This is a genomic window from Lysinibacillus sp. AR18-8, from assembly GCF_001705465.1.
Classification (GTDB): Bacteria; Bacillota; Bacilli; order Bacillales_A; family Planococcaceae; genus Lysinibacillus; species Lysinibacillus capsici.
The window spans coordinates 46984-69684 of sequence record NZ_MDGU01000013.1; the positions used below are offsets into that span (position 1 = coordinate 46984).

Annotated in this window: 21 protein-coding genes; 16 read left to right on the forward strand and 5 right to left on the reverse strand. The window is 39.8% G+C overall.

What is annotated here, in order from left to right; all coding sequences use genetic code 11:
- Positions 1–131 precede the first annotated feature (131 nt).
- The 5 genes from BFM98_RS11295 (at position 132) to BFM98_RS11320 (ending at position 6438) form a co-directional block, all read left to right on the forward strand.
- The gene (locus tag BFM98_RS11295; RefSeq protein WP_066037424.1) at positions 132–1493 is read left to right on the forward strand and encodes a PepSY-associated TM helix domain-containing protein; all 1362 of its coding nucleotides are present in this window, start codon (positions 132–134) and stop codon (positions 1491–1493) included.
- Positions 1494–1673: 180 nt separating this feature from the next.
- Positions 1674–3152, forward strand: coding sequence for a sensor histidine kinase (locus BFM98_RS11300; RefSeq protein ID WP_048390284.1), 1479 nt, complete (start codon positions 1674–1676; stop codon positions 3150–3152).
- Entirely contained in the window at positions 3130–3816 is a 687-nt protein-coding gene (locus tag BFM98_RS11305; RefSeq protein ID WP_048390285.1) for a response regulator transcription factor, read from the forward strand. The genes BFM98_RS11300 and BFM98_RS11305 overlap by 23 nt, the downstream gene beginning before the upstream one ends.
- A 115-nt stretch (positions 3817–3931) precedes the next feature.
- Positions 3932–4642: an ankyrin repeat domain-containing protein gene (locus BFM98_RS11310; RefSeq protein ID WP_083225361.1), complete on the forward strand. Its 711-nt coding sequence runs from the start codon at positions 3932–3934 to the stop codon at positions 4640–4642.
- Between the two features lie 713 nt (positions 4643–5355).
- Positions 5356–6438 (forward strand): hypothetical protein, encoded by a 1083-nt coding sequence (locus BFM98_RS11320; protein WP_066037426.1) that lies wholly within the window; start codon positions 5356–5358, stop codon positions 6436–6438.
- Positions 6439–6548: 110 nt separating this feature from the next.
- On the opposite strand, the gene BFM98_RS11325 is transcribed toward BFM98_RS11320, so the two are convergent.
- From BFM98_RS11325 to BFM98_RS11340, 4 genes are all read right to left on the reverse strand, one after another.
- Positions 6549–7154 carry a response regulator transcription factor gene (locus tag BFM98_RS11325; protein ID WP_004229368.1) on the reverse strand — a complete coding sequence of 202 codons (606 nt, stop codon included), beginning with the start codon at positions 7152–7154 and terminating at the stop codon, positions 6549–6551.
- Entirely contained in the window at positions 7151–8263 is a 1113-nt protein-coding gene (locus BFM98_RS11330; protein ID WP_066037427.1) for a sensor histidine kinase, read from the reverse strand. The genes BFM98_RS11325 and BFM98_RS11330 overlap by 4 nt, the downstream gene beginning before the upstream one ends.
- A gap of 13 nt (positions 8264–8276) precedes the next feature.
- Positions 8277–9404, reverse strand: coding sequence for a DUF418 domain-containing protein (locus BFM98_RS11335; RefSeq protein ID WP_066037428.1), 1128 nt, complete (start codon positions 9402–9404; stop codon positions 8277–8279).
- A 152-nt stretch (positions 9405–9556) separates the two neighbouring features.
- Positions 9557–10168: a class I SAM-dependent methyltransferase gene (locus BFM98_RS11340; RefSeq protein ID WP_066037429.1), complete on the reverse strand. Its 612-nt coding sequence runs from the start codon at positions 10166–10168 to the stop codon at positions 9557–9559.
- A 230-nt stretch (positions 10169–10398) separates the two neighbouring features.
- On the opposite strand from BFM98_RS11340, the gene BFM98_RS11345 reads away from it, so the two are divergent.
- Positions 10399–10641, forward strand: a complete 243-nt coding sequence (locus BFM98_RS11345) for a hypothetical protein (protein WP_004229360.1) — start codon at positions 10399–10401, stop codon at positions 10639–10641.
- A 50-nt stretch (positions 10642–10691) separates the two neighbouring features.
- Here BFM98_RS11345 and BFM98_RS11350 read toward each other — a convergent pair whose 3' ends face one another.
- Positions 10692–11741: an NAD(P)/FAD-dependent oxidoreductase gene (locus tag BFM98_RS11350; RefSeq protein WP_066037430.1), complete on the reverse strand. Its 1050-nt coding sequence runs from the start codon at positions 11739–11741 to the stop codon at positions 10692–10694.
- Between the two features lie 147 nt (positions 11742–11888).
- Here BFM98_RS11350 and BFM98_RS11355 point away from each other — a divergent pair, with 147 nt between their 5' ends.
- The 10 genes from BFM98_RS11355 (at position 11889) to BFM98_RS11400 (ending at position 22691) form a co-directional block, all read left to right on the forward strand.
- The gene (locus BFM98_RS11355) at positions 11889–12677 is read left to right on the forward strand and encodes an ABC transporter ATP-binding protein (protein WP_048390300.1); all 789 of its coding nucleotides are present in this window, start codon (positions 11889–11891) and stop codon (positions 12675–12677) included.
- 13 nt (positions 12678–12690) lie between these two features.
- Entirely contained in the window at positions 12691–13617 is a 927-nt protein-coding gene (locus BFM98_RS11360; RefSeq protein WP_048390303.1) for an iron-hydroxamate ABC transporter substrate-binding protein, read from the forward strand.
- Positions 13618–13640: 23 nt separating this feature from the next.
- On the forward strand, positions 13641–14642 hold the full coding sequence (locus tag BFM98_RS11365) for a FecCD family ABC transporter permease (protein ID WP_054550883.1): 1002 nt from the start codon (positions 13641–13643) through the stop codon (positions 14640–14642).
- The gene (locus tag BFM98_RS11370; RefSeq protein ID WP_048390307.1) at positions 14635–15642 is read left to right on the forward strand and encodes a FecCD family ABC transporter permease; all 1008 of its coding nucleotides are present in this window, start codon (positions 14635–14637) and stop codon (positions 15640–15642) included. The genes BFM98_RS11365 and BFM98_RS11370 overlap by 8 nt, the downstream gene beginning before the upstream one ends.
- 147 nt (positions 15643–15789) lie before the next feature.
- Entirely contained in the window at positions 15790–16731 is a 942-nt protein-coding gene (locus BFM98_RS11375; RefSeq protein ID WP_066037431.1) for a nuclease-related domain-containing protein, read from the forward strand.
- Between the two features lie 338 nt (positions 16732–17069).
- On the forward strand, positions 17070–17489 hold the full coding sequence (locus BFM98_RS11380; RefSeq protein ID WP_054550884.1) for a MarR family winged helix-turn-helix transcriptional regulator: 420 nt from the start codon (positions 17070–17072) through the stop codon (positions 17487–17489).
- An 11-nt stretch (positions 17490–17500) separates the two neighbouring features.
- Positions 17501–18700, forward strand: a complete 1200-nt coding sequence (locus tag BFM98_RS11385; protein ID WP_066037432.1) for an MFS transporter — start codon at positions 17501–17503, stop codon at positions 18698–18700.
- Positions 18701–18862: 162 nt separating this feature from the next.
- On the forward strand, positions 18863–19732 hold the full coding sequence (gene efeO, locus BFM98_RS11390) for an iron uptake system protein EfeO (RefSeq protein WP_048390316.1): 870 nt from the start codon (positions 18863–18865) through the stop codon (positions 19730–19732).
- A gap of 9 nt (positions 19733–19741) precedes the next feature.
- Positions 19742–21001 (forward strand): iron uptake transporter deferrochelatase/peroxidase subunit, encoded by a 1260-nt coding sequence (efeB, locus tag BFM98_RS11395; protein WP_066037433.1) that lies wholly within the window; start codon positions 19742–19744, stop codon positions 20999–21001.
- Positions 20976–22691 carry an FTR1 family iron permease gene (locus BFM98_RS11400; protein WP_066037434.1) on the forward strand — a complete coding sequence of 572 codons (1716 nt, stop codon included), beginning with the start codon at positions 20976–20978 and terminating at the stop codon, positions 22689–22691. Before efeB ends, BFM98_RS11400 begins: the two co-directional genes overlap by 26 nt.
- The last annotated feature ends 10 nt before the right edge of the window (positions 22692–22701 follow it).

A 22701-nucleotide genomic window follows, 5' to 3' on the forward strand; every position in this document is an offset into this window, starting at 1 on the left:
GGCTACCTTAATAATATAATACCAATTGGAATACATTTGTTTGTCATAAAACTGCCTTTAGGACTTCATTCATATTTCACTTTTTACTTATATAATTAATCTGCTATAAATAGAGAGATTGGAGATTAAATATGAAAAATTTGCTTTATTCTAGGTTTTGGCGACTTCATTTTTTCGCAGCACTTTTTATTACGCCTTTATTGCTGTCTCTCACATTAAGTGGGATTGGTTATTTGTTTTTTACAGATGTAGAAAATCGATTATATGACGATTATTTCTTTGGTGAGAGCCATAAGGAAGAGGTCTTAACAATTGATGATGCCGTGGAAAAAGCGGAGTCGGCATTTGCAGGATACTCTACTACGAAAGTGATTATGTTGGAGGAGCCATATAATACGCGTTTAACTTTATCAAATGGCACTAAACAAAAGTACGTATTTTTAGATGATCACAATCAAATGGTTGGTAGTCAGGACGCCGATTATACATTTTCAAATATTATGAGAAATACGCATAGCTCCCTCTTTATTGGTGGTACCTTTGTAAACTATTTAGTAGAGCTAGCAGCTTGTTGGACGATCTTTTTATTACTGTCAGGTCTTTATATGACATTCAAAGGAAATCTCCTAAAGAAGGGCAAGTCGGAGAATAAGAGGCAAAAAAGTAAGAGATTGCATGCACTTGTTGGGACAATCATTACCATTCCAATGGTGATGTTCATTTCGACTGGGCTATTATGGTCTGCTTTTCAAGGTTCCATGCTTGCAGATATAGCGTCAGAAAATCCTACTTTTGGGTATCCATTACTCCAACAAAAGCCACCAACATCTGATGTCTCTGAAATACCATGGGCGACTCGTCAATTAGAGGCACCGACATCAGAAGGAGAACATGCCCAACATCATGGCGGTGGAGCTGTCCGTTATACGAACGATAGCCAAATGACGATTGCTCAGCTTGAAAAAGAAATCAATTCGATGAACATTGCTAAGCCTTACTCTATAATTTATCCGTCAAACGGTGAGGGCGTCTATACAGTGGCGAAGGCTAGTAATTCTGGTGTAACAGGGCTAGATGTAAAACCCACAGCAGAAGCCACAATGTATTTTGATCAGTATAGTGGCAAGTTTATCGATCAAGTGAATTATGACGATTATGGCCCATTAGCTAAATTCTTTACATGGGGAATACCATTACATGAAGGGCATTTATTCGGCTGGCCGAATAAGCTTTTAAACTTAGTGGTTTGTCTAGCCTTTTTAGCCGTAATCGTGTGGGGCATTCGCACTTGGATTTTGCGTAGAAAAAAAGGGGAGCTGTCTGCACCACCGCAAATTTCTCATAAAATATCCATGCCATTTATCATTTTCCTTGTCATATTAGGGATTATGATGCCGCTATTTGGTGCGTCATTAATCGCTGTGGTAGTAATTGAATTTATCCTTTTAGGTTGGCAAACAAAGAAGAAGCTAAGAGCACAAGAAACTAAATAAAGCAAAGATGATACGGCACAGCGGGTTTGTGCCGTATCTTTTTTTGTTTATTTCATTTATAGGAACGCAATACTATACTGAAGCGGCAAAAATGTTTATAGATTTTTCAGCATGATTTTATAAAGTTTTAAGATTTGTATGGTACATTGCTAGTAGTTTCAGCTTATGGGGGGGATGTAGATGTCAATAAAAACAAGGTTTTTGCTATCATATGTGGGTGTCATCATCATTGCCATCACACTTTTACTAGCAGCGGTTTTTCTTTTTTCCTTTGCCATTACAGGTGATGTCAAAGCGATTGAGCATTTTTATAAAAAATCTTATGTACAAAAGCCTTTGACGACAGTAGAGGAAAATGCGTTTCTAGATTTAAAATTACTAGCTAAAAAAAGTCCCCAGCAGCTTTTAGATCTCGAACAGCTTGAACAAATCAATGCGCCTTCGATAGAGATTGTGGTACGAAAAGATCATCAAATCGTGTATTCAACACAGAAAGAGCATAAACAATTATTGCTTCAAAGCTTACCTAGCTTTGAAGCGACCAATATTAATTCTCGTGACACCATCATGATAAATCGAGCCTTTTATACGTATGTTAAATTTGATTTTTATTTTCCAGATCAAACAGAGGGCAGTATTTTCGTATTGAGAGAGGTTAGTTCCCATGCAGAGGTAACGAGGGAACTGCTACCGATTCTTTTAGGTATTTTATTTGTCCTGTTTATGATGATCATTGGCTTTTTAAATTATTTAGTATCAAGAAGTATTATTAAACCGATTTCGGCATTAAAGGAAGGGGCAGAACGAATTAAATCGGGCGACTTGGATTTTGAAATTGCGACCCACTCGAAGGATGAAATTGGTCAGCTGAATCGGTCATTCGAGGAAATGAGAGTCAAATTAAAAGAATCTATCCAGCTTCAGCTTCAATATGAGGAAAATCGAAAGGAGCTCATCTCCAATATCTCCCATGATTTAAAAACGCCGATGACTTCCATTATCGGCTATGTAGAGGGCATTAAAGATGGTGTGGCAAATACAGAGGAAAAGATGGATAAATATTTAACAACTATCTATACAAAGGCAAAGGATATGGATGTATTAATTGATGAGCTATTCTTATTTTCTAAATTGGATTTAAAAAAGATTCCCTTCCAATTGGAAAGCATCAATCTCCACCAATATATGCATGATTATGTAGAGGATGCAAGCTTTGATTTTATTGCACGGGATATTCATTTACAATATCTATCAGCAGGCTCGCCGCTTTTGGCAATGGTGGACCGAGATAAATTAAGACGTGTCCTGACGAACCTTTTAAGTAATAGCGAAAAATATATGGATAAGCCATATAAGCAAATCATTATTTCCTTGCATGAACGAGCAGAGGATGCGATTATTCAGGTAACAGATAATGGTGCAGGCATTGATCCTGTCGCATTGCCCTATATTTTTGATCGATTTTACCGTGCGGAGCCTTCACGTAATTCGCAAACAGGAGGCAGTGGCTTAGGGTTAGCCATTGCCAAACAAATCGTTGTTGAAATGGGTGGCGATATTTGGGCAAAGAGTGAATTAGCAAAGGGGACGAGCATATTCATTTCATTGAAAAAGGCTGAGGAGAAGGTGAATCATCATGAAAAAAATTCTGCTAATTGAAGACGAAGTGAGCATAGCTGAGCTTCAACGAGATTATTTAGAGATTAATGGCTTTACAGTAGATATCCAACATCATGGAGAGGATGGGCTACAGCAGGCACTTAAAGGTAATTATGATTTAATCATTTTGGATATCATGCTACCAGGGATAAGTGGCTTTGACATTTGTAAACAGATTCGAGCAGTACACAATATTCCCATTTTATTTGTTTCAGCTAAAAAGGAGGATATTGATAAAATTCGTGGTCTTGGACTCGGGGCGGATGATTATATTACAAAACCATTTAGTCCGAGTGAATTAGTGGCAAGGGTCAAGGCCCATTTGTCGAGATATGAGCGTCTGGCGACCCATCAACAAACAAATCATATGATGTCCATTCATGGTATTACAATCGATACTTCTGCTAGAAAGGTGTTTGTTAATGGTGAGGAGATTGCCTTTACAACGAAGGAATTTGATTTACTTGTCTTTTTTGTTAGACACCCCAATCAAGTATTAAGCAAGGAACAGCTATATGAGCGAAACTGGGGCTATGAATCAGCTGCAGACGTTTCGACTGTCACTGTTCATATACGAAAGCTACGTGAAAAAATTGAACGAGAGCCAGCGCATCCCAAGTTTTTGGAAACAGTATGGGGTGCAGGCTATCGCTTCAATGTTTAAGTAAAACTACCTCGTCCTTGTGGCGGGGTAGTTTTTTTAGACTTTTTTAAGAATTCGTTAATGGGCAATTTAGCATTACCGCTTACACTGAGGAAGGAAAGGCGGTGTTTTAAAATTGAAAAAAAGGCAGGCAGTAATCATTGCATTAACATTTTTACTTCAAGGGTGTGCCTCAATGGATACAGAAACAATACAGCATGATAAAGGTGGGAGTGAAGTGGTGGGAACAGAATGGGCGAGTGAGTTGCTCAATGCAGCTGAAAGGGGAGATATCGATGGGCTTCAACATGCTTTGAAACAAAAAGGGGACATCAATGTACAAGATTCAAATAATCGAACAGCTTTGATGATAGCTACCTATAATCAGGATATAGAGGCAGTTAAATTATTAATAGATGCAGGAGCAGATGTTAATATTCAGGATAATCAGCAAAATACGCCATTTCTCTATGCAGGTGCGGAGGGCTATCTGGGTATTTTAAAGATGACCATTCAAGCTGGTGCTGATCCGACTATTTTAAATCGATATGGGGGAACAGCACTCATACCAGCAGCAGAGCATGGTCATGTGGAGGTCATCGAGGAGCTATTGAGCAATACCGATATTGACGTCAATCATGTGAATCATTTAGGCTGGACAGCCCTGATGGAGGCGATTGTCTTAAATAACGGCAATCCAACACAGCAAACCGTAATACAACGACTAATTGAACATGGTGCTGATGTAAATATTCCCGATCAAAATAACGTGACACCATTGCAACATGCAAAACAACGAGGATTTAAAGCAATCGAACAAATTCTACTTGCAGCAGGCGCAAAGTAACCCAAACTGTAGAGACGGCTCTCTACAGTTTTCTTAGTGTTGAAAAACAAAACAGTCAATTGAAAGGTAGAAATGGATTTCCGTTGCAGGCTACTTGCTTTCCTGTGGGCGAGCGCCGAATCACTTCCTCCGCTACCGCTCCATTTAGAGTTTCGCCTGTCTTGCTATCCCACGGGAGTCAAGCAGCCTTCCACTTCAACCCACTAACTTATTAGCAAAGGTTTTCAAATAAAGTGAAGGTGTTCACTACTCTTTATGAAGTGTTGTCATGCATCACTTCTCCACATTGAAAATAACAACTTATCCCCTCTAAGAATACAGTTAATGGACCATTTGTTACTATAAAAAAGTAAAGACACTTTGCAGAATGGTTGATTGGAGTGGAGCCAGCGTCACTCCTAGGGGATTTAGCGTCAAGAGGAGACCCTGGAGCGAACGTAAGTGAGTGAAGCGGCTCATCGGACGCCCCCTGGAAAGGACGCTGGTGTAACGGAAATCAACCCCTCGACTTGCAAAGTTGCTTTTTCTGGCGTTGACATCATCTTTTTTCAACAACATGCAAACTGTAAAGACAGCTCTCTACAGTTTTTTGTTCTTAAATTATTTTTCCTATTTTTTAATTCTTTTTTAATAGTTTATTTATTAGCAGTTTAGATATGGACTTTATGATAAATTTTGTAAACCAAATTTCACCATAAAGGAGAGTTCAACAAATGAAATTAAGAAAACGTATTGTCCCAGCAGCATTGGCTTTATCCGTAGTATCAGCAGGTCTAGTAACCATAGGCGAGCCATTAAATGCAGATGCGGCAAGCAATAAAGCAGTAGTAGCGGAAAACGAGCAAGTAGCTAAAATTACAAACATCAAGCCATTAAATACAATGACACTACAAATTACATTTAATCAGCCATTAGCAGCAGCTGATGTAGACCTAAATCATTTAGATGCTATAAAAAAACATTTTACGTTTAATGGAGATTTAGAGATTGTCAAAGTGCCACGCTTAATGACAGGCTCTAAGAGTACATATATTGTACCAACAACATTCCAAGAAGATGATTTTATCTATACATTGAGCTATAAAGAGCAACGCAATAAAGTTTTTGAGGGCACAGATGAAAAGGTATATGTACGCAATGTGGAGCAAGTCACAAATGATACATTTACATTGGAATCCTTTCAGGAGGATGGCGTAGTAGATTATGCTAATATTATTGAAGCCTATCGCGCAGGCCGTGGAGATTTAGCATTTAGCTTAGATGGTCATAATCGAGATGCTAGCGGCAAACGCTTTGATGTTATTTCTTCCTTACGTGATCGCTATGTGACGGTGAGAACAAGTGAGGGAGAAGAGTTTGTTGCTAATTATGTACCATTTACACAAGCAGCTGATGGCAGACAGGCTCCACAATTTAGACTCCCTGCTGGCAAGGTTTTAAAACCAGGTGTGACTTACCGTGTGTACGCACAATGGGCGGAAATAGATGTAAGGAGCTTTGTAGCGAAAGAAATCGCGCCAATCACTCTGCAAACAGCGAAAGCCATGGATGAAAAATCCTTTGAATTACAATTAAGAAACGATCCGCAATCTGATTTACTTGCTGGCCGAAGTGTAGCGTTAAAAGGCAGTGATGGGAGTACATTGCAAGCACAATATCGTTATTCATCACGTAAAGGTGCTGTGGGCATTTTTGATCTAACGAATGGTGGTACGTTGAAAGCAAATGTCAGCTATACCGTAATCCCATTAAACAACTGGGCTATAGCAACAGATTTAGTTCTACAAGGAAAATAAACGTTCTTTTGCTTAATAAAACAATGAATCTGTCATTTGAAGCCTAATAAATGGAACGTATTTTATGCTAACATTGTAAAAATCTCGTCACAGCTGTGGCGAGATTTTTTTTATAGCCAGCCTTTTTCACCTGCTACCTGAGCGGCTTGCTGTCTAGATTCAACTTGTAGCTTTTGAATAGAGGTAGATAAATAATTGCGAATCGTGCCCTTCGTTAAAAATAACTGCTTACTGATTTCGTTTGTGGTCAAGCCTTTTTTGACTAGCTGAAGCACCGCAATTTCTCGTTCATTTAAAGGGTTTTGCTCCTTCATAAATAAGGAGGCGGCTAAATCCTTGCTGACCACCTTTTCTCCTTGCATGATTTTTCGAATAGTAGCAATTAAATAATCGATGGGTTCATCTTTCAATAGATAGCCGTGTACCTCGCAATCCATTGCCTTCTGCAAATAACCAGGGCGTGCAAAGGTTGTTACAATCATTACCTTGCAAGGGAGGTTGGCCTGTTTAATTTTTTCAGCAAGCTCAAGCCCTGATAGATGGGGCATTTCAATATCGACTAGGCAAATATCTGGTGGCTCCTGCTGGATCAATTCCCATGCTTGTTGTCCATCTGCCACCTCAGCTATGACCTCAATATCAGGCTCAAACGCTAGTAGCGAAGTTAGGGCACCACGTAACATTTGTTGGTCTTCTGCTAGTAATACACGTATCATCTTAGAGGCTCCTTTCCATCTTGAATTGGTAGAGTGAGGGTGACGCTTGTGCCTACTGGTGTGTCACTTTCAATCAGGGCAAAGCCTTGCAGCATATGCATTCTTTCTTTTATGGAGTGGATGCCATTCCCACGTCCTTGTGACTGTAAACCGATGCCATCGTCTTTCATCACAAGTGTATAGTGTCCAGCACAACATTGAATGGTGAAATGACATTTTTTTGCCTGACTATGCTTGAGAATATTCGTAGTCGTCTCTCGTACACATAGAGCAAGCATCGTTTCCTCCACACTAGAAAGTACGATTTGAGGACATTGATTGTCAAGGGTTGTCGTAATATTCGCGCTTTGTAAAAGCTGTTGGCAATGAATAAGCTCCGTTTGCAAAGAAATAAAATTCATATCAGACACAAGCTCACGTACTTGTTTTAAGGCGGTACGGGTAGTGGCTAATATGTCATGTAGCTCAGGCTTCACGCTTGAAGGATCTCGGTCAATCAGTTTGGTCGTTAGTTCGGTTTTTACTTTAATCATTGTGAGCGTATGGCCAATTGTATCATGAAGGTCTCTAGCGATCCGTTGTCGTTCCTCTTGCTGAACAAGCTGTGTATTTACGTCTGCCAGCTCAGCCTGCAGATTTTTCGACTTTTCCACAAAATAAATGAGAATCGGGAGCACCAGTTGAAACATCATAATCGGTACTAGTACCTGTGATTCTTTTGGTAAAAGGGAATCTGTTGTCATGTACAAAACCGTCAAAAACATGACAGCGATGGCTACAATCCCACAGGCAATATGCCATTTTGATTTTGCACGTCCTAGTAAGTCGGCAAAGGTAAAGCCAAAAATAAGCATAAAAGGATCGACAATTATGCTAAGTAAGGTGATAAGGACAAAGGCTACTAGAGATGCAGTAAGTAGCGTCCAATCTCGATGCCATAAAGCAATGTAGAAGGCTATTAGGTATAAAAGGAGCACTGTTATTTTCATAGCTAAGGGAAGGGAATGAGACCCTAATACTAATGCGAATAGGAAAATGACAGAAGCTGCATCAATGATTAAATAATGCTTAATTTGTTCTCTAGGATATATTTTTATTACTAGCACCATCCTTTGTTGCTGATTACTGTGTCATCGCTTGAAGGGCTTTTTTACGAATCCATTCCATAGGGCCCATTTGAAATTTCTGTAACCAAGCGAATGCTATAACAAGTTGTAAGATTGATAGAGATAGCCAAATACCAATGACAGTGAAGCTATTGACTTGCCCACCTAAGCCAAGCCCCCAGCCATAAAAAATAATCGACGCAAGCACGTTTTGGAGGACATAGCAGCTTAAAGACATTTTACCAACATGAGCAAAGCGCTGCCAAAGCCAGTCTAGCCTCTTATATTCTACCAGTTTACCTAAAATTCCAATATAGCCAATGGATAGAAGAGGGGCACAAAGATAGCGAACAGGTAAATCAAAAAGCCCACCAGGAATAAAAATAAGCAGATTGATAGGAAAGCCAACGAATACACCGATATTAAAGAGCTTTTGTCGAGTTTGACGTCCTTTGTCTGTTGGTGAAAATACCTCATTACGCATGAACTTCACGCCAAGTAAAAATAAAAAGACATTCATCGGGATAATAAATATAGCTTCTGAGCGATAAAATAAAAAGTTTGTGAGACGATGCTGCACCTGCGCAAACCATGTGCCATGTTCATAGAGCTCAGAAACGGATGCCATACCATTTAATGAAACACCAGCTCCTTGTATGGTACTGATAAAAATAAGCAGAATCATTAGGATGTGAAAGCCACCAAAAAAATAAAAGGCTCCCGTCATGACCTTATCACCCAAACGTACAATAAAAGCGACGATGAATGCTGTGACAGCATAGCTCATTAAAATATCATACTCCATCACAAGCGTGTAGTGCAGTAGCCCCTCTAACCCTAAGAAGATGATAGTCCACAGGTATACTCCTGGCCATGCTGTACCTCTCCGTAAGGCTTGCTGATATTTTAATTGCAGGCCTACTCCAAACATAATTGTTAACAACCCAAGCAGCTTGCCATTAACGAAAAATAATACGACCATACGTAAAAAATCATTGAAGGACCACCAACCAGAATAATCACTTGTTGTTATATACGATAAATCACCAAGATAAGCAAAAATCCAAATATTTGTGCCAAGCGTTCCTAAGACGGCAAAGCCTCTTAACATATCGATAAAGGGAAGTCTTTGTTGTGTTTGCATAAGTTCGATCACTCTTTCTTTGTTTTCTTACCTTAAGGATAAGAAAATTTCAAGAGATAACCTATTCACACCAGTCAAAGAATCTTGATGACAGGTGTCATAAAGTATGCTGTGCCAGCACAAAAACCAGCAACGCTTTTGCTGCCGGCTCATTATTTTGTACAGGTATAGATGCGATAGTCTAAAATGTCTTCGTATTTTTCATTCATGGCAATATGCTGATCCATGATTTTATAGAATTCGGATTCCATATCTGTGGAAACTTGAAATTCAGGCTTGGATGAGATGGATTTGTTTTTTTGTATATGGATATCATAAAAACCAGCCTGTTGCAGTAGTCTTACCCAATCCTTTTTCCTGAGGAGAGACTGAAAGCCGTAAAATTGTTGGAGGTCGTCTGCAAGTTCGGTACGAAGTGTTTGAGGAATGGTAAATTCGATAGCAATGAAGCGGCCACCTTTTTTCAATAAACGATAAATTTCCTGCAAAGCCTGCTGCAAATTAACAAAGGCCAGAACCGACTCAGCTAGAATCAAGTCAAATGTCTCGTTCGCTAACGAGGTTTGTTCAATAGAGCCTTGCAGAAGTTTAACAGGTAGACGCGCTTTATGCATTCGCTGACGAGCCTTTTCTATCATGATGGGCTGAATATCGAGACCTGTGACGTTTGCTTGATAGGAAGATGCTAAATAAGCAGCCGTTTGCCCTGTACCACATCCCACATCTAAAATATGTGTGTTTTGCTCGATATTCTCCGCTTGCAAAACAGCCTTTGATAGATTAATGCCCCCAGGATGTGCGCCTCCGACCCCGAACTTAGCTAAAAAGGTAAGATAATGAGAGTCTTGTATAGTACCACCTTCTTTTCTCTTATAGTATGACAGGGAAACTAGTATGGTTCCCTTATTATTTTTAACCTCTTCTTCAAAAGTCTAATTCGCTATAAAAATTTTTACATATACTAGTTAGAAGCTTTCAGATAGGGGGTGTATAAATGCCATATTTTCAGCCGAATGCTAGAAGAGGTCCATATCCGCCAAACAATAGGCAATATTTTGGCCCACCTTTTCGAGGTAGGATGGTGCAACCATACTATTCTCCCAATCAACAACAGCAAGGTCCTAGATTAGGAAATTTACCAGATCATTTAAATACAATTATGGGGCATGCTGGGACGATTACAAATGGAGTAAATATGTTGAGACAGATGGGAGCGTTATTAAGTTTATTTAGATAAAAACTAGAAACCCTCTTAAGATCAGACTCTTAAGAGGGTTATATTTAGGTTTAATGGGCTGGTGCAAATTGCTTTTCGATAATAGAGCGATTTTTCTCTTTAAATAGCTCATTATGCGAGGACACCATGCCATGACGATAGGCAGTTGGTTCTAAATACGTTTTAATAGAATTGACTGCATTGGCGGCATCTTGGAATGTGCCAAGTAGCAAATTAATTTTTCCATCAAATGATAAAATATCACCTGCTGCAAAAATACCTGGTTGTGCTGTTTCACCTGTTGCCTTTCCTTCAACATAATAATCATCCTTTTTCGGAATGGCAATGGCCTCATCAAATGCAAGAGACGCCTCACGACTATAGCCATGACTGACGATTACCTCATCGATTTGACGCGTATAACTTTGCTTCGTTATCGTATTCTCACATGTGACTAATTGAATAGCCGTTTTATCAATATTTGCGGAAAGCTTTGTAATCGTTGTATTACACTCAATGCGCACACCTGCATCCAGTGCTTCCTGTACAGTGGCTTCGTGTGCTGATAGATTCTCTTTGCGGTAAACAATCGTTACGCTTTTGGCAATCGGACTTAATTCAACAGCCCAATCGATGGCTGCATTACCACCGCCTGAGATAATGATATCCTTATCGACAAAACGTTTATACGATTGCACAGTGTAATGTAGATTGGACATTTCATATTTTTCAGCGCCCTCAAGTGTTAGCTTTTGAGGGCTAATAATGCCGCCACCTACAGCTAACAGTACCGTTTTAGAATAATGCTTTTCACCAGCTGCTGTATGAATGACAAAAATATCATTGTGACGTTCAATTAAATCTACTTTTGTACCTGTCAAAATTGTAGGATCAAATGTTTTGGCTTGCTCGATTAATTGTTTAACAAATTGTTCACCCAAAACGGGAGGATGTCCCCCAATATCCCATATCAGCTTTTCAGGATAAAGTAATACTTTACCGCCAAGCTGTGGTTGACTTTCTAATAATTTTGTTTTTAAACCCCGTAAACCACTATAAAAGGCACTATATAAGCCAGCTGGGCCACCGCCAATAATTGTCACATCATACACATGCTGCATTTTTATTGCCACATCCTTAACAAATAGTAAAAAAGTAATTGACAAAATCTTATCAGGTAACTAGACTAATTCTAGTGATAATGATTATCATTTTTAGCTTTGAATATCATAGCATGGAAAGAAGTAAAAAGAAAGTGAGGGTCCGATTTGCGTTTAGAAGTTGAATCGATTCGTGTTGGTTATGAGAATAAAACGATTGTGCATGACTTATCGCTGCAAATTCCTGATGGCAAAATCACGACAATCATTGGTTCAAATGGTTGTGGAAAATCAACCTTGTTAAAAGCTATCACACGGATTTTAAAGCATGAGAGTGGACAGGTCATATTAGATGGTCAAAATATTTCCAAGATGAAAACAAAAGAATTAGCAAAAGAGCTGGCAATCTTACCACAGAGTCCAGAAAGTGCACATGGTTTAACAGTGGAAGAGCTTGTATCCTACGGTCGATTTCCTTATCAAAAGGGCTTCGGGAATTTATCACAAAAAGATAAAGATGTTATTGGCTGGGCTTTACAGGTAACCAAAACAGAAGAATTCCGTTTACAATCTGTAGATGCTTTATCTGGTGGACAACGTCAGCGCGTATGGATTGCGATGGCCTTGGCCCAAGAAACCGACATTATCTTTTTAGATGAACCGACAACTTATTTAGATATGGCTCATCAGCTAGAAGTTTTAGAGCTACTTTACAGGCTGAATGAAGAACAGGGGCGCACGATTGTCATGGTCCTCCATGATTTAAATCAAGCGGCACGTTTTTCAGATTATATTGTAGCGCTTTCACAAGGTGAGCTTGTAAAATTCGGAACGGCTGAAGAAGTGATGGTTCCAGAAGTATTGAAAAAAGTATTTAATATAGATGCAGTTATTGGCAAAGATCCACGAACGAACAAACCAATGTGCATTACATATGACTTATTACAAACCATTTAAAAGGAGAATAACAATGAAAAAGTGGCTATTACCAATGTTTATGATGCTTGTGCTAGTACTTGCAGCATGTGGCAGTAAGGAAGAAAAAACAGAGAAGGCTGATGAAGGCTCAAAAGAGGAAGCTTCAACAGAAACAATCACATATCAATCAGAGTCAGGTCCTGTAGAAGTACCAGCAAATCCGAAACGTGTTGTTGTACTATCTTCTTTTGTAGGAAGCTTATTACAGCTTGATGTAAATGTTGTTGGTGTGGATGCATGGGCAGCAAAAAATCCCAACTTCGAAGATGCGATTAAAGATGCTGTTGTAGTTGAAAATACAGATATTGAAAAAATTCTTGAGCTAGAACCAGATTTAATTATTGGCTTAAATGGTATTGAAAATGCTGATAAATTAGCAGAAATCGCGCCAACTGTATTATTTACGTATGGTAAAGTAGACTATTTACAGCAGTTCATCGAAATCGGTAAAGTGGTAAATAAAGAAAAAGAAGCAACTGCTTGGGTAGAAGATTTTAAAACACGTGCAGCAGAAGCTGGTAAAAAGATTAAAGAAAAAATCGGTGAAGATGCGACTGTAACAGTAGCAGAGAACTTTAATAAACAGTTCTATATTTATGGCGATAACTGGGGTCGTGGAACAGAGATTTTATATCAAGAAATGGGCTTGAAAATGCCTGAGAAAGTAAAAGAAACAGCGTTAGAGCCTGGCTACTATGCTATTTCTCAAGAAGTTTTAGGGGAATATGCAGGTGACTATGTGATCTTCAGTATGTTCCAAGATCAAGATAATTCCTTTACAGATGCAGCATGGTTTAAAGATTTAGAAGCAGTGAAAAATGGTCATTTATTTGAAGTGAATGCAAATGCCTTTTATTTCAATGACCCTATCACATTAGAACATCAACTGAAGTTCTTTGAAGAGAAATTTTTACAATAATTAGTAGAGAGTAGCGAAGGCGAATGACAAAGTTTCGAAAGCTTCCATTTTGGCTTCAAGTATTGCTTGCATTGCTTGTATTAATTGGTACTGCCAGTATCTCGCTGTGCTTAGGGGCAGCGAATACAAGCATTCAAGATGTCTTTCAAGCAATTGTCGGACATAGTGGAGGTAAACATTACACGATTTTACGTGAAATTCGATTTCCTCGTATCATTGCAGCTATTTTTGTTGGGAGTGCCCTCGCAGTCGCTGGGGCGATTATGCAAGGGGTTACACGGAACCCATTAGCTGATCCAGGGCTGCTTGGTTTAACGGCAGGGGCAAATGCTGCCCTTGCTTTAACAATGGCATTTATCCCTAAATTCTCGTATTATACGTTAATTTTAGCCTGCTTTGTTGGGGCGGGAATCGGTATGATGTTAGTTTATGGGATTGGTGCTTCTACTAAAAAAGGCTTTTCCCCTTTAAAGCTTGTTTTAGCTGGTGCGGCTGTCACAGCCTTATTACAGGCAATCGCTGAAGGGACGGGCATTTTATTTCAAATTTCCAAAGATGTTTCGATGTGGACAAGTGGCGGTTTCATTGGCACAACATGGCAGGCATTATTGATCGTACCCGTTATTATTATTGGCTTACTGCTTTCATTTGCTTTTAGTCGTCAATTAACGATTTTAAGCTTAAATGAAGAAGTAGCAGTGGGTGTCGGACAAAATACTACGCTCGTAAAGGGTGTAATGATGTTCGTTGTGGTTATTCTGGCTGGCTCTGCTGTGGCCCTAGTCGGAAATCTAGCTTTCGTTGGCTTAATGGTACCGCATATTGTCCGCGCGTTTGTTGGGACAGACTATCGTTTTGTCTTACCGATGAGTGCCATTGTTGGTGGCTGGTTCATGGTGTTGGCTGATTTCGCAGGGCGCATGATTAACGCACCTTATGAAACGCCAGTTGTCGCTATTATTTCGATTTTAGGTCTTCCATTCTTCCTATTATTAGTGCGGAAGGGAGGACGTCAATTTGTTTAAAGAAGGTCGCAAAAAACAGCGTAAATGGTTACTCATATGGCTTGTGGTAACCTTGTTCATTTTTATTTTAGGGATTTCATTAGGTGCTGCTTCGGTTTCTATTGACCGAATTCTTCCAACCTTACTTGGCGATGGTAGTTTTAAAGAGTCCTTTGTACTCTTTTCAGTCCGTTTACCTAGAATGTTTGTGCTAGCGGCTGCGGGTATGGCATTAGCACTGGCAGGGGCCGTATTACAGGGCGTAACCCGCAATGATTTAGCAGACCCAGGAATTATAGGTATCAGTGCTGGCGCAGGTGTTGGGATTACTGTCTTTTATTTGCTAGTAGATGGCGACCTTCCTCACTTTGCCTATATTTTACCGATTGTCGGCTTTTGTAGTGCCTTAGTGACAGCACTGGGTATTTACTTTTTCTCTTATCAGCGTAATAAGGGTGTCCATCCCGTACAGTTTATTTTAGTAGGGGTAGGCGTAGCATCAGCCTTATCAGGGGTCATGATGGTATTAATATCCTCTGCTGAGCGGAGCGATGTACAATTTATTGCACAATGGCTAGCCGGAAATGTATGGGGCACAGATTGGCCATTTTTCTGGGCGCTAATGCCTTGGCTTGTACTGGGCATCCCTTACATTTTCTATAAAGCCAACGTTTTAAATGTCTTGGCCATGACGGAGCAAACAGCAGTCGGACTTGGTATGAACATTGGGCGAGAACGTTTCCGATTATTAATTGTTGCGGTTGCACTAGCGGCTGCCGCGGTATCCGTAACAGGGGGAGTAGCCTTCATCGGTTTGATGGCTCCCCATATTGCAAAACAGCTCGTTGGTCCACGCTACCAATTCTTTTTACCATTGACGCTATTCATTGGCGCAAGCTTGCTAATGCTTGCTGATACCATTGGACGTGTTGCTATTGCAAGTGCAACGGTTCCTGCTGGGATTGTTGTTGCATTTATTGGCGCACCTTATTTTCTATATTTATTGCGCAAAAATGTGTAGAAATGTATTAGTTATTGCTCACAAAAACAGTCTTTCGATTTAATAAAAATAGTGAAAAAAAGAGTTTACATCATCTGCCTTTCAAGTTTTTGAGAACCTCATTTATTGAGGTTCTTTTTTTGTATAATCAGAACAGGAGGTGAATACATGATTCTATTAGCACGACAACCATCGGGTTCGCAAAAAATACTAGAGGTGGTGCTCCGTAGATTGCCACAGACGCATAATAACTACGCCTATTATGGTGAACGTTTGAGCCGTGTCCAAGCAGGTCTTGCGGGGGAACAGCGTGTTGATGCAGAATGGCTCGAAATCGATTTACCAACCCCACATTATTTTCTACATGATTTTCAAACCACAAATAGCTACGGATCTACCCATCAAATGGATACCATCTTTCTCTGCCCTCATTTTTTACTTATTCTTGAAATCAAAAATATAACAGGAAATCTCTCATATGATGTCCCTTTTGCGCAGTTTACACGGACGACATTGGATGGCACGGTGGAAGGAATGACTGATCCATTTGTTCAGCTGGATCGGCATGTCATATGGATGAAAAAGCTTCTACTGCGAGAACGTATCGAATTACCTGTTGTCCATGCGGTAGTGCTGGCAACGAAAAATGGAATTTTAACAAAGGGTTTTGAGGGGCAACCGATATTTCATGTGAAAGGGTTACGATTTCATCTACAAAAGTGGATAGAGCATTATCAACCTAGAGAAAGAGTTGATCTTTTACAAGTAGCCAACCTTCTATTATCCCTGCACACAAAGTTGAAAAAAGAGGTAGAGGTGCCTCTTAAGGAGATGGTGAAGGGTGTGCTATGTCCACAATGTGTTAATGGGCAGCGATTATCGTATCACTATAAAAAATGGACGTGCCCACGCTGTGGATTGGTGGACGATGATGCATTGGTTCGAACATTAGAGGACTACAGGTTACTAGTCGGGCAGCAGGTAACCAATCGAAGCTTCCGCGAATTCTTTGGCATTGACTCTCCCGATTTAGCGTACAAGTTGATGCAACAACTCCCTTTGAAAGCAGAGGGTGTCAAAAAGCATCGGAAATATTGGATTAAGGAATAGCGAACTAAGCGTTACAATTCAAGCGGTCTGAATTGTAGCTTTTAGTGTTGTAGAGAGAAAGGGCGCTTGAAGTAGGTGGATAGAACAGAGAAAGTGGAGGATACGCCTCGTGTAAGTGGATAGATTGCTGAAAGTGACGGATAAAACAAGGAAAGTAGCGGATAGAACGCGCAAAGTGATGGATAGAACAGAGAAAGTGGAGGATACGCCTCGTTTAAGTGGATAGAGCAGGATACCACTCACTCCCAAGAGCGATGTTTCGCTTATTTCCTACTAGACAAATAGAGTTTTTAGGTATATAGTTAGCTAGGCTAACTAATATAAAAGGAAGTGATAGTGTGACAATTGAACAGGAATTTTTTAATCAGTACCGCTTAATGTATCGGCCGTTTATTAATCAGTTGAATGTGCAGCTTGAACCCTATCAGTTATATAGCTCACAGTGGGCAGTGCTTCGTTTCTTGAATGATAAGGGTCCACATTCATTTGTAGATATCGCGAATTTCATGTCTATAGAGAAGCCAAGTGTCACGAAGCTTGTACATAAACTTGTGGAGCTAGGCTATGTGGAAACGATGACGGGCAAGGATAAGCGTGAAAAGCTGGTACACCTATCAAAGCATGGGGAAGAGCTTGTGCTGGAAATAAAGTCGCATCTAAATCCATTTTTTGAGCAGGCTTTGGCAGGCGTGCCAAAACAAGATATTGACATTGCGACACAGGTTTTAGCAAGAATTTGTATGAATATTAATCAATAGGAGAGAGCAACGTGGAAGCAACCAGAAAGAAACTATGGACAAAAGATTTTTTAATTGTCTCACTTATTAATTTTACCATTACGTTAATCTTTTATTTATTAATGGTTACGATAGCAGCATATGCGGTGGAGCATTTTAATGCCTCTACAAGTACAGCGGGGCTTGTATCGAGTATTTTTATTATCGGGACACTATTAGGTCGTCTTGGGACAGGGCGTATTATTGGAGACTGGGGTAGCAAAAAAACATTATTTTGTGGACTATTATTATTTATGTTATCAACAATGTCTTATTTTATAGCAGGCAATTTACCGCTGCTGATGATCAATCGTTTAGTACAGGGGATTGCACTAGGGATTGCCAGTACAGCAACAGGTACCATTATTGCACAAATTTTACCAGCTGAGCGTCGTGGAGAAGGGATTGGTTATTATAGCTTAAGCGCTATTCTAGCCACAGCCATTGGCCCATTTATCGGAATATTATTAACACAGCTATTTGCAGATTATCGTATGATTTTTGCAGTAGATTCTGTGTTAGCGATTATTTGTTTCTTTATGTATTACATTGTGACCGTGCCAGATGCACCGAAAAAAGCAAAGGATACAGCTGTAAAGGCTGGGTTTAAAGTGACGAACTTTATTGAAATGCGTGCAGTACCGATTGCCTTTGTGGCACTTGTGATTGGCTTTGCTTATTCAGGTGTGATGTCGTTTATGACGTTTTATGCAAAGGAGCTAGATTTAGTATCAGCAGGTAGCTACTTCTTTATTATCTATGCTATTGTCATTTTGGCTACACGTCCATTTACAGGGAAATTGCTTGATACAAGAGGGGCAAATATCATTATCTATCCATGCTTAGTGTTGTTTGCAATAGGCATGTATGCCTTTAGCTCAGCAACAACTACGATTGCCTTTTTAATCGCTGCCGCTTGTATCGGGATTGGCTATGGAAACTTCAACTCGGTGGCACAGGCAATTGCCATCAAAGTAACACCAAATGAGCGTTTAGGACTTGCGACATCTACGTATTTTATTTTTTATGATTTAGGCTTAGGTGTCGGGCCTTATTTCTTAGGCTTATTTGTACCATCTATGGGCTACAGCTCGATTTTCTTCTCGATGGTCTTTGTTATTTTAGTGTCGATTGTGCTTTATTACCTTTTACATGGAAAACATGAAAATTTGAAACAAGCAAAAATTTCATAGATTAGAATCATTATATTGTAGAAAAAACGTCTTTTTTCTAGTTGTTCGTAAAGAATAACTGAAAAATGACGTTTTTTTCTATTTACAAAAATAGTTGTTGCAATAGATGATGATAATCATTATCATCACAATATAAAACAAATTCGGAAGTAGGTACGAAGTATGAAAAACAAATCATTTTTGTCGGTATTAGTAGCAGGAGGCATTTTAATGGCTGGCTGTGGCAATACAGAAGAAGTAAAAAAAGAAGATAAGCCAGCAACAGAACAGGCGGAGCAAGCTACAAAAGAGGTGGATTTATCTTCTGAATTATCAGCCTATCAACAATTTGCGTTAGAGCAAATGGATCAATTTTTACTAGATACAGAGAAATTTGTGAACCTATTCAAAGCAGGCGATATTGAAGGGGCAAAGGCAGCGTATGCGCCAGCACGTATGTATTTTGAACGCTCTGAGCCAATTGCGGAAAGCTTCGGTGATCTTGACCCTCGCATCGATGGACGTTTAGCAGATATTCAAGAAGAAGGTAAAGGTGAGGAAGAATGGTCAGGCTACCATAAGCTTGAGTATGCGCTTTGGGAAGAAAATACAACAAAAGGTTATGAGGCTGTAGCAGATCAGCTTCTTGCAGATGCGAAGGAATTGCATGCACTTGTACAAACAGTGGAAGTGACACCTGACTTAATGATTACAGGTGCAGTAGATTTATTAAATGAAGTATCAACATCTAAAATTACAGGTGAGGAAGAAATTTACTCTCATACAGACCTTTATGATTTTAAAGCGAATATTGAAGGCGCAGAAAAAATCTTTGAGATTTTACGCTCAAAATTAGAAGCAAAAGATTCTACATTAGTGGCAACACTTGATGAAAAATTCAAAGCAGTAGATGATTTATTAGCACAGCATACAACGGCTGATGGTGGCTATATATCTTACGAAGAATTAACGGAGGAAAACACAAAAGCACTGGCAGCAGCGGTGAATCAGCTTGGAGAACCATTAAGTCAAATGGGTATCATTTTGGAGTGAACATAAACAATGACAACGTCAAACGAGGAAAAATTTATAAATAAAAAAATTTCTAGACGTGATATGTTAAAGCTAACAGGTATCGGTGTGGCAGGTGTTGCCATCGGTGCCTCTGGCTTGGGTGGTGTCATGAAAGCAATGGGCTATGATGTCTTTGAGCCAGTAGCAGATAGCACGACGGCTAGCAATAAGGTCAATTTCTATGGCAAGCATCAGTCAGGTATTGTGACACCTGTACAGACGAATATTTATTTTGCTTCTTTAGATGTATTAGTGACATCAAAGAAGGAACTACAAGCGTTGTTCCAGCAATGGACACCCCTTGTTGTGCGTTTAATGAATGGTGAAGTCATGGTCGATGTATCGACAAATACAAGAGTGCCAACTGGCGATACTGGAGAGGCAGAGGGCTTAGATGCATCTAATCTATCCATTACCATTGGTGTCGGGCCTTCATTATTTGATAAACTGGGCATCCAGCATTTAAAACCAGCGGAGCTAAAGGATTTACCACATTTCCCTAAAGATCAGCTACAGAAAGAATACACAGGTGGTGATTTGTGTATTCAGGCTTGTGCAGATGATCCGCAGGTGGCCTTCCATGCTGTTCGTAATCTAGTACGAGCTGCTTCAGGTAAAGTAGAAATAAAATGGTCACAGGCGGGCTTTAACTCGTTTCCAGCTAGTGGAGGGACACCACGAAACCTCTTCGCCTTTAAGGACGGTACTGTAAATCCAGCCATTACGGATGAAAAAGACTTAAATGAGGTCGTGTGGGTGGATAAAGGCTGGTTAAAGGGTGGCTCTTATTTAATTGCACGTAAAGTTCAAATGCATCTTGAAACTTGGGATCGTACATCATTGAAAGATCAAGAGGCAACATTTGGCCGTTACCGCGACAGTGGGGCACCTTTTGGCAAAACAAAGGAATTCGATGATTTTGATGTAGAGGCAAAGGATGATAAGGGCAATTATATTATGCCTGATACATCACATGTCCATTTGGCGCGGAAATCAGGTGCGCGTATTTTGCGACGCTCTTATTCTTATGCGTCAGGCGTGATGTCGAATACAGGGACCCATGATGCGGGGCTAATCTTTATTTCTTTTCAAAAAGATCCAGCCCAATTTACAACCATTCAAAATAGCTTAGGGCGTATGGATAAAATGAATGAGTACATTACCCATCGAGGCAGTGACGTGTTTGCTTGCTTCCCTGGTGTACAAAAGGGGAGTTATTTAGGTGAAGCACTTTTTAACGCGCTGTAGTATCGTGTTTGCCCTTATGCTGACTTTAGCTTTACCTGTGCAAGCTGCGCAGTCCTATAGTCATCTCTATATTGCGATTAGTGATGCACTGATGAATACAAAGAAGGATAAAGAGGCAGAGGCCAAGCAGGCACTTGAACAATTTGCTATTGATTGGGCTAAAGTATCTTCAGAGCAGAAAGAGGCAAAAGCAAAGGTTGATGAAATCCTTGCACAGGCTACTGAGGCAACGTCCAAGGATGAACGTTTAGAGGCGCTATCCGCACTATCCAATGCATTGCGTGCATTAGAAAAGCTTGAAAATCCAGTGGATGAAGCGGCACAGCGAGCAGAGTTTGGACAAAAATTTAAGCCGATAATGGCAGACTTTGAAAAAGCTTTAGCAAGTGGTGATATTCAGGCAATTGATGAAGCCTACAAAGATTTTAATAGTAAATGGAATAAAAATGAGCGACCTGTGCGTGAACAAAGTATCGCAATGTACGGGCAAATCGAAACACAAATGGCATTTCTTCGTATCTCTATTTCTGCTGAGGAGCCTGATGTAGCGCTTATGCAATCTCAATTTGCTGCTTTAAAGCAAACGATTGAGGATTTTGTAGCTGGTAAAGAAACAGCCGAAGTGGTAGAGGGAGAGTATTCATTAGCGACATTAATTGCCTATATAGATGAGGCCAATGATTTTGTCAACGCTGGTGATTACCAGGCAGCTTCAAATAAAATACGTGAGTTTATTACCATTTGGCCAAGCGTAGAAATTGAAATCTCCACACGTAATGGTAGTCTTTACACGAAAATTGAAAGTGATATGCCGATTATCGCGAGTGATTTATTAAAATCCAACGTCGATCAGCAAGCTATTACCAAACAATTAAATACATTCCGTACTGAAATTGAGCTAATTCAAGGGGATACCGATTACACAATTTGGGACGCTGCGTTAATTTTATTACGCGAAGGACTAGAGGCATTACTGATTATTTTAGCCTTAGTGTCATTCCTTAATAAATCAGGACAAAACAAGATGCGCAAATGGATTTATGTCGGAGCGTTTGTCGGCGTTCTATTATCCGCCGTAGCTGCCATCCTTATGTCGACGATTTTAAATTCGGCAACGATTGATACGAATCGCGAGTTAATGGAAGGCTATGTAGGGTTAATTGCTGCAGCGATGATGATCGGTGTGGGTATTTGGCTGCATAGTAAATCAAGCGTGGTCAGTTGGAATCGCTATATTTCCAAACAAATGGGTAATGCCATTTCGAGTGGCTCTATTTTTGCGATGGCTATGATTAGCTTTTTATCGGTCTTCCGTGAAGGTGCAGAAACACTAGTCTTTTATGCGGGGATTGCACCTAAAATGGAAACGTCGCAGTTTATACTTGGAATTGTGGTGGCACTGCTCATTCTTGCTGTACTTGCAGTTGTGTTATTTAAAGCAAGTGGCAAAATTCCAATTCACAAATTTTTTGCAGTAGCAACTATTTTAATTTATGTGCTAGCCTTTAAAATTATTGGTGTCAGTCTGCATACTTTGCAGCTGACAGATAATCTGTCCACAACGATTGTTGATGGCTTACCTGTTATTAGCTTGATTGGCTTCTATCCAACGGTGGAAACAATCATAGGACAGTCTATTTTACTTGTGTTAGTGGCGGCTACTGTGCTTTATAAAAAGAAACAAGCCTAATGAAAAAGGG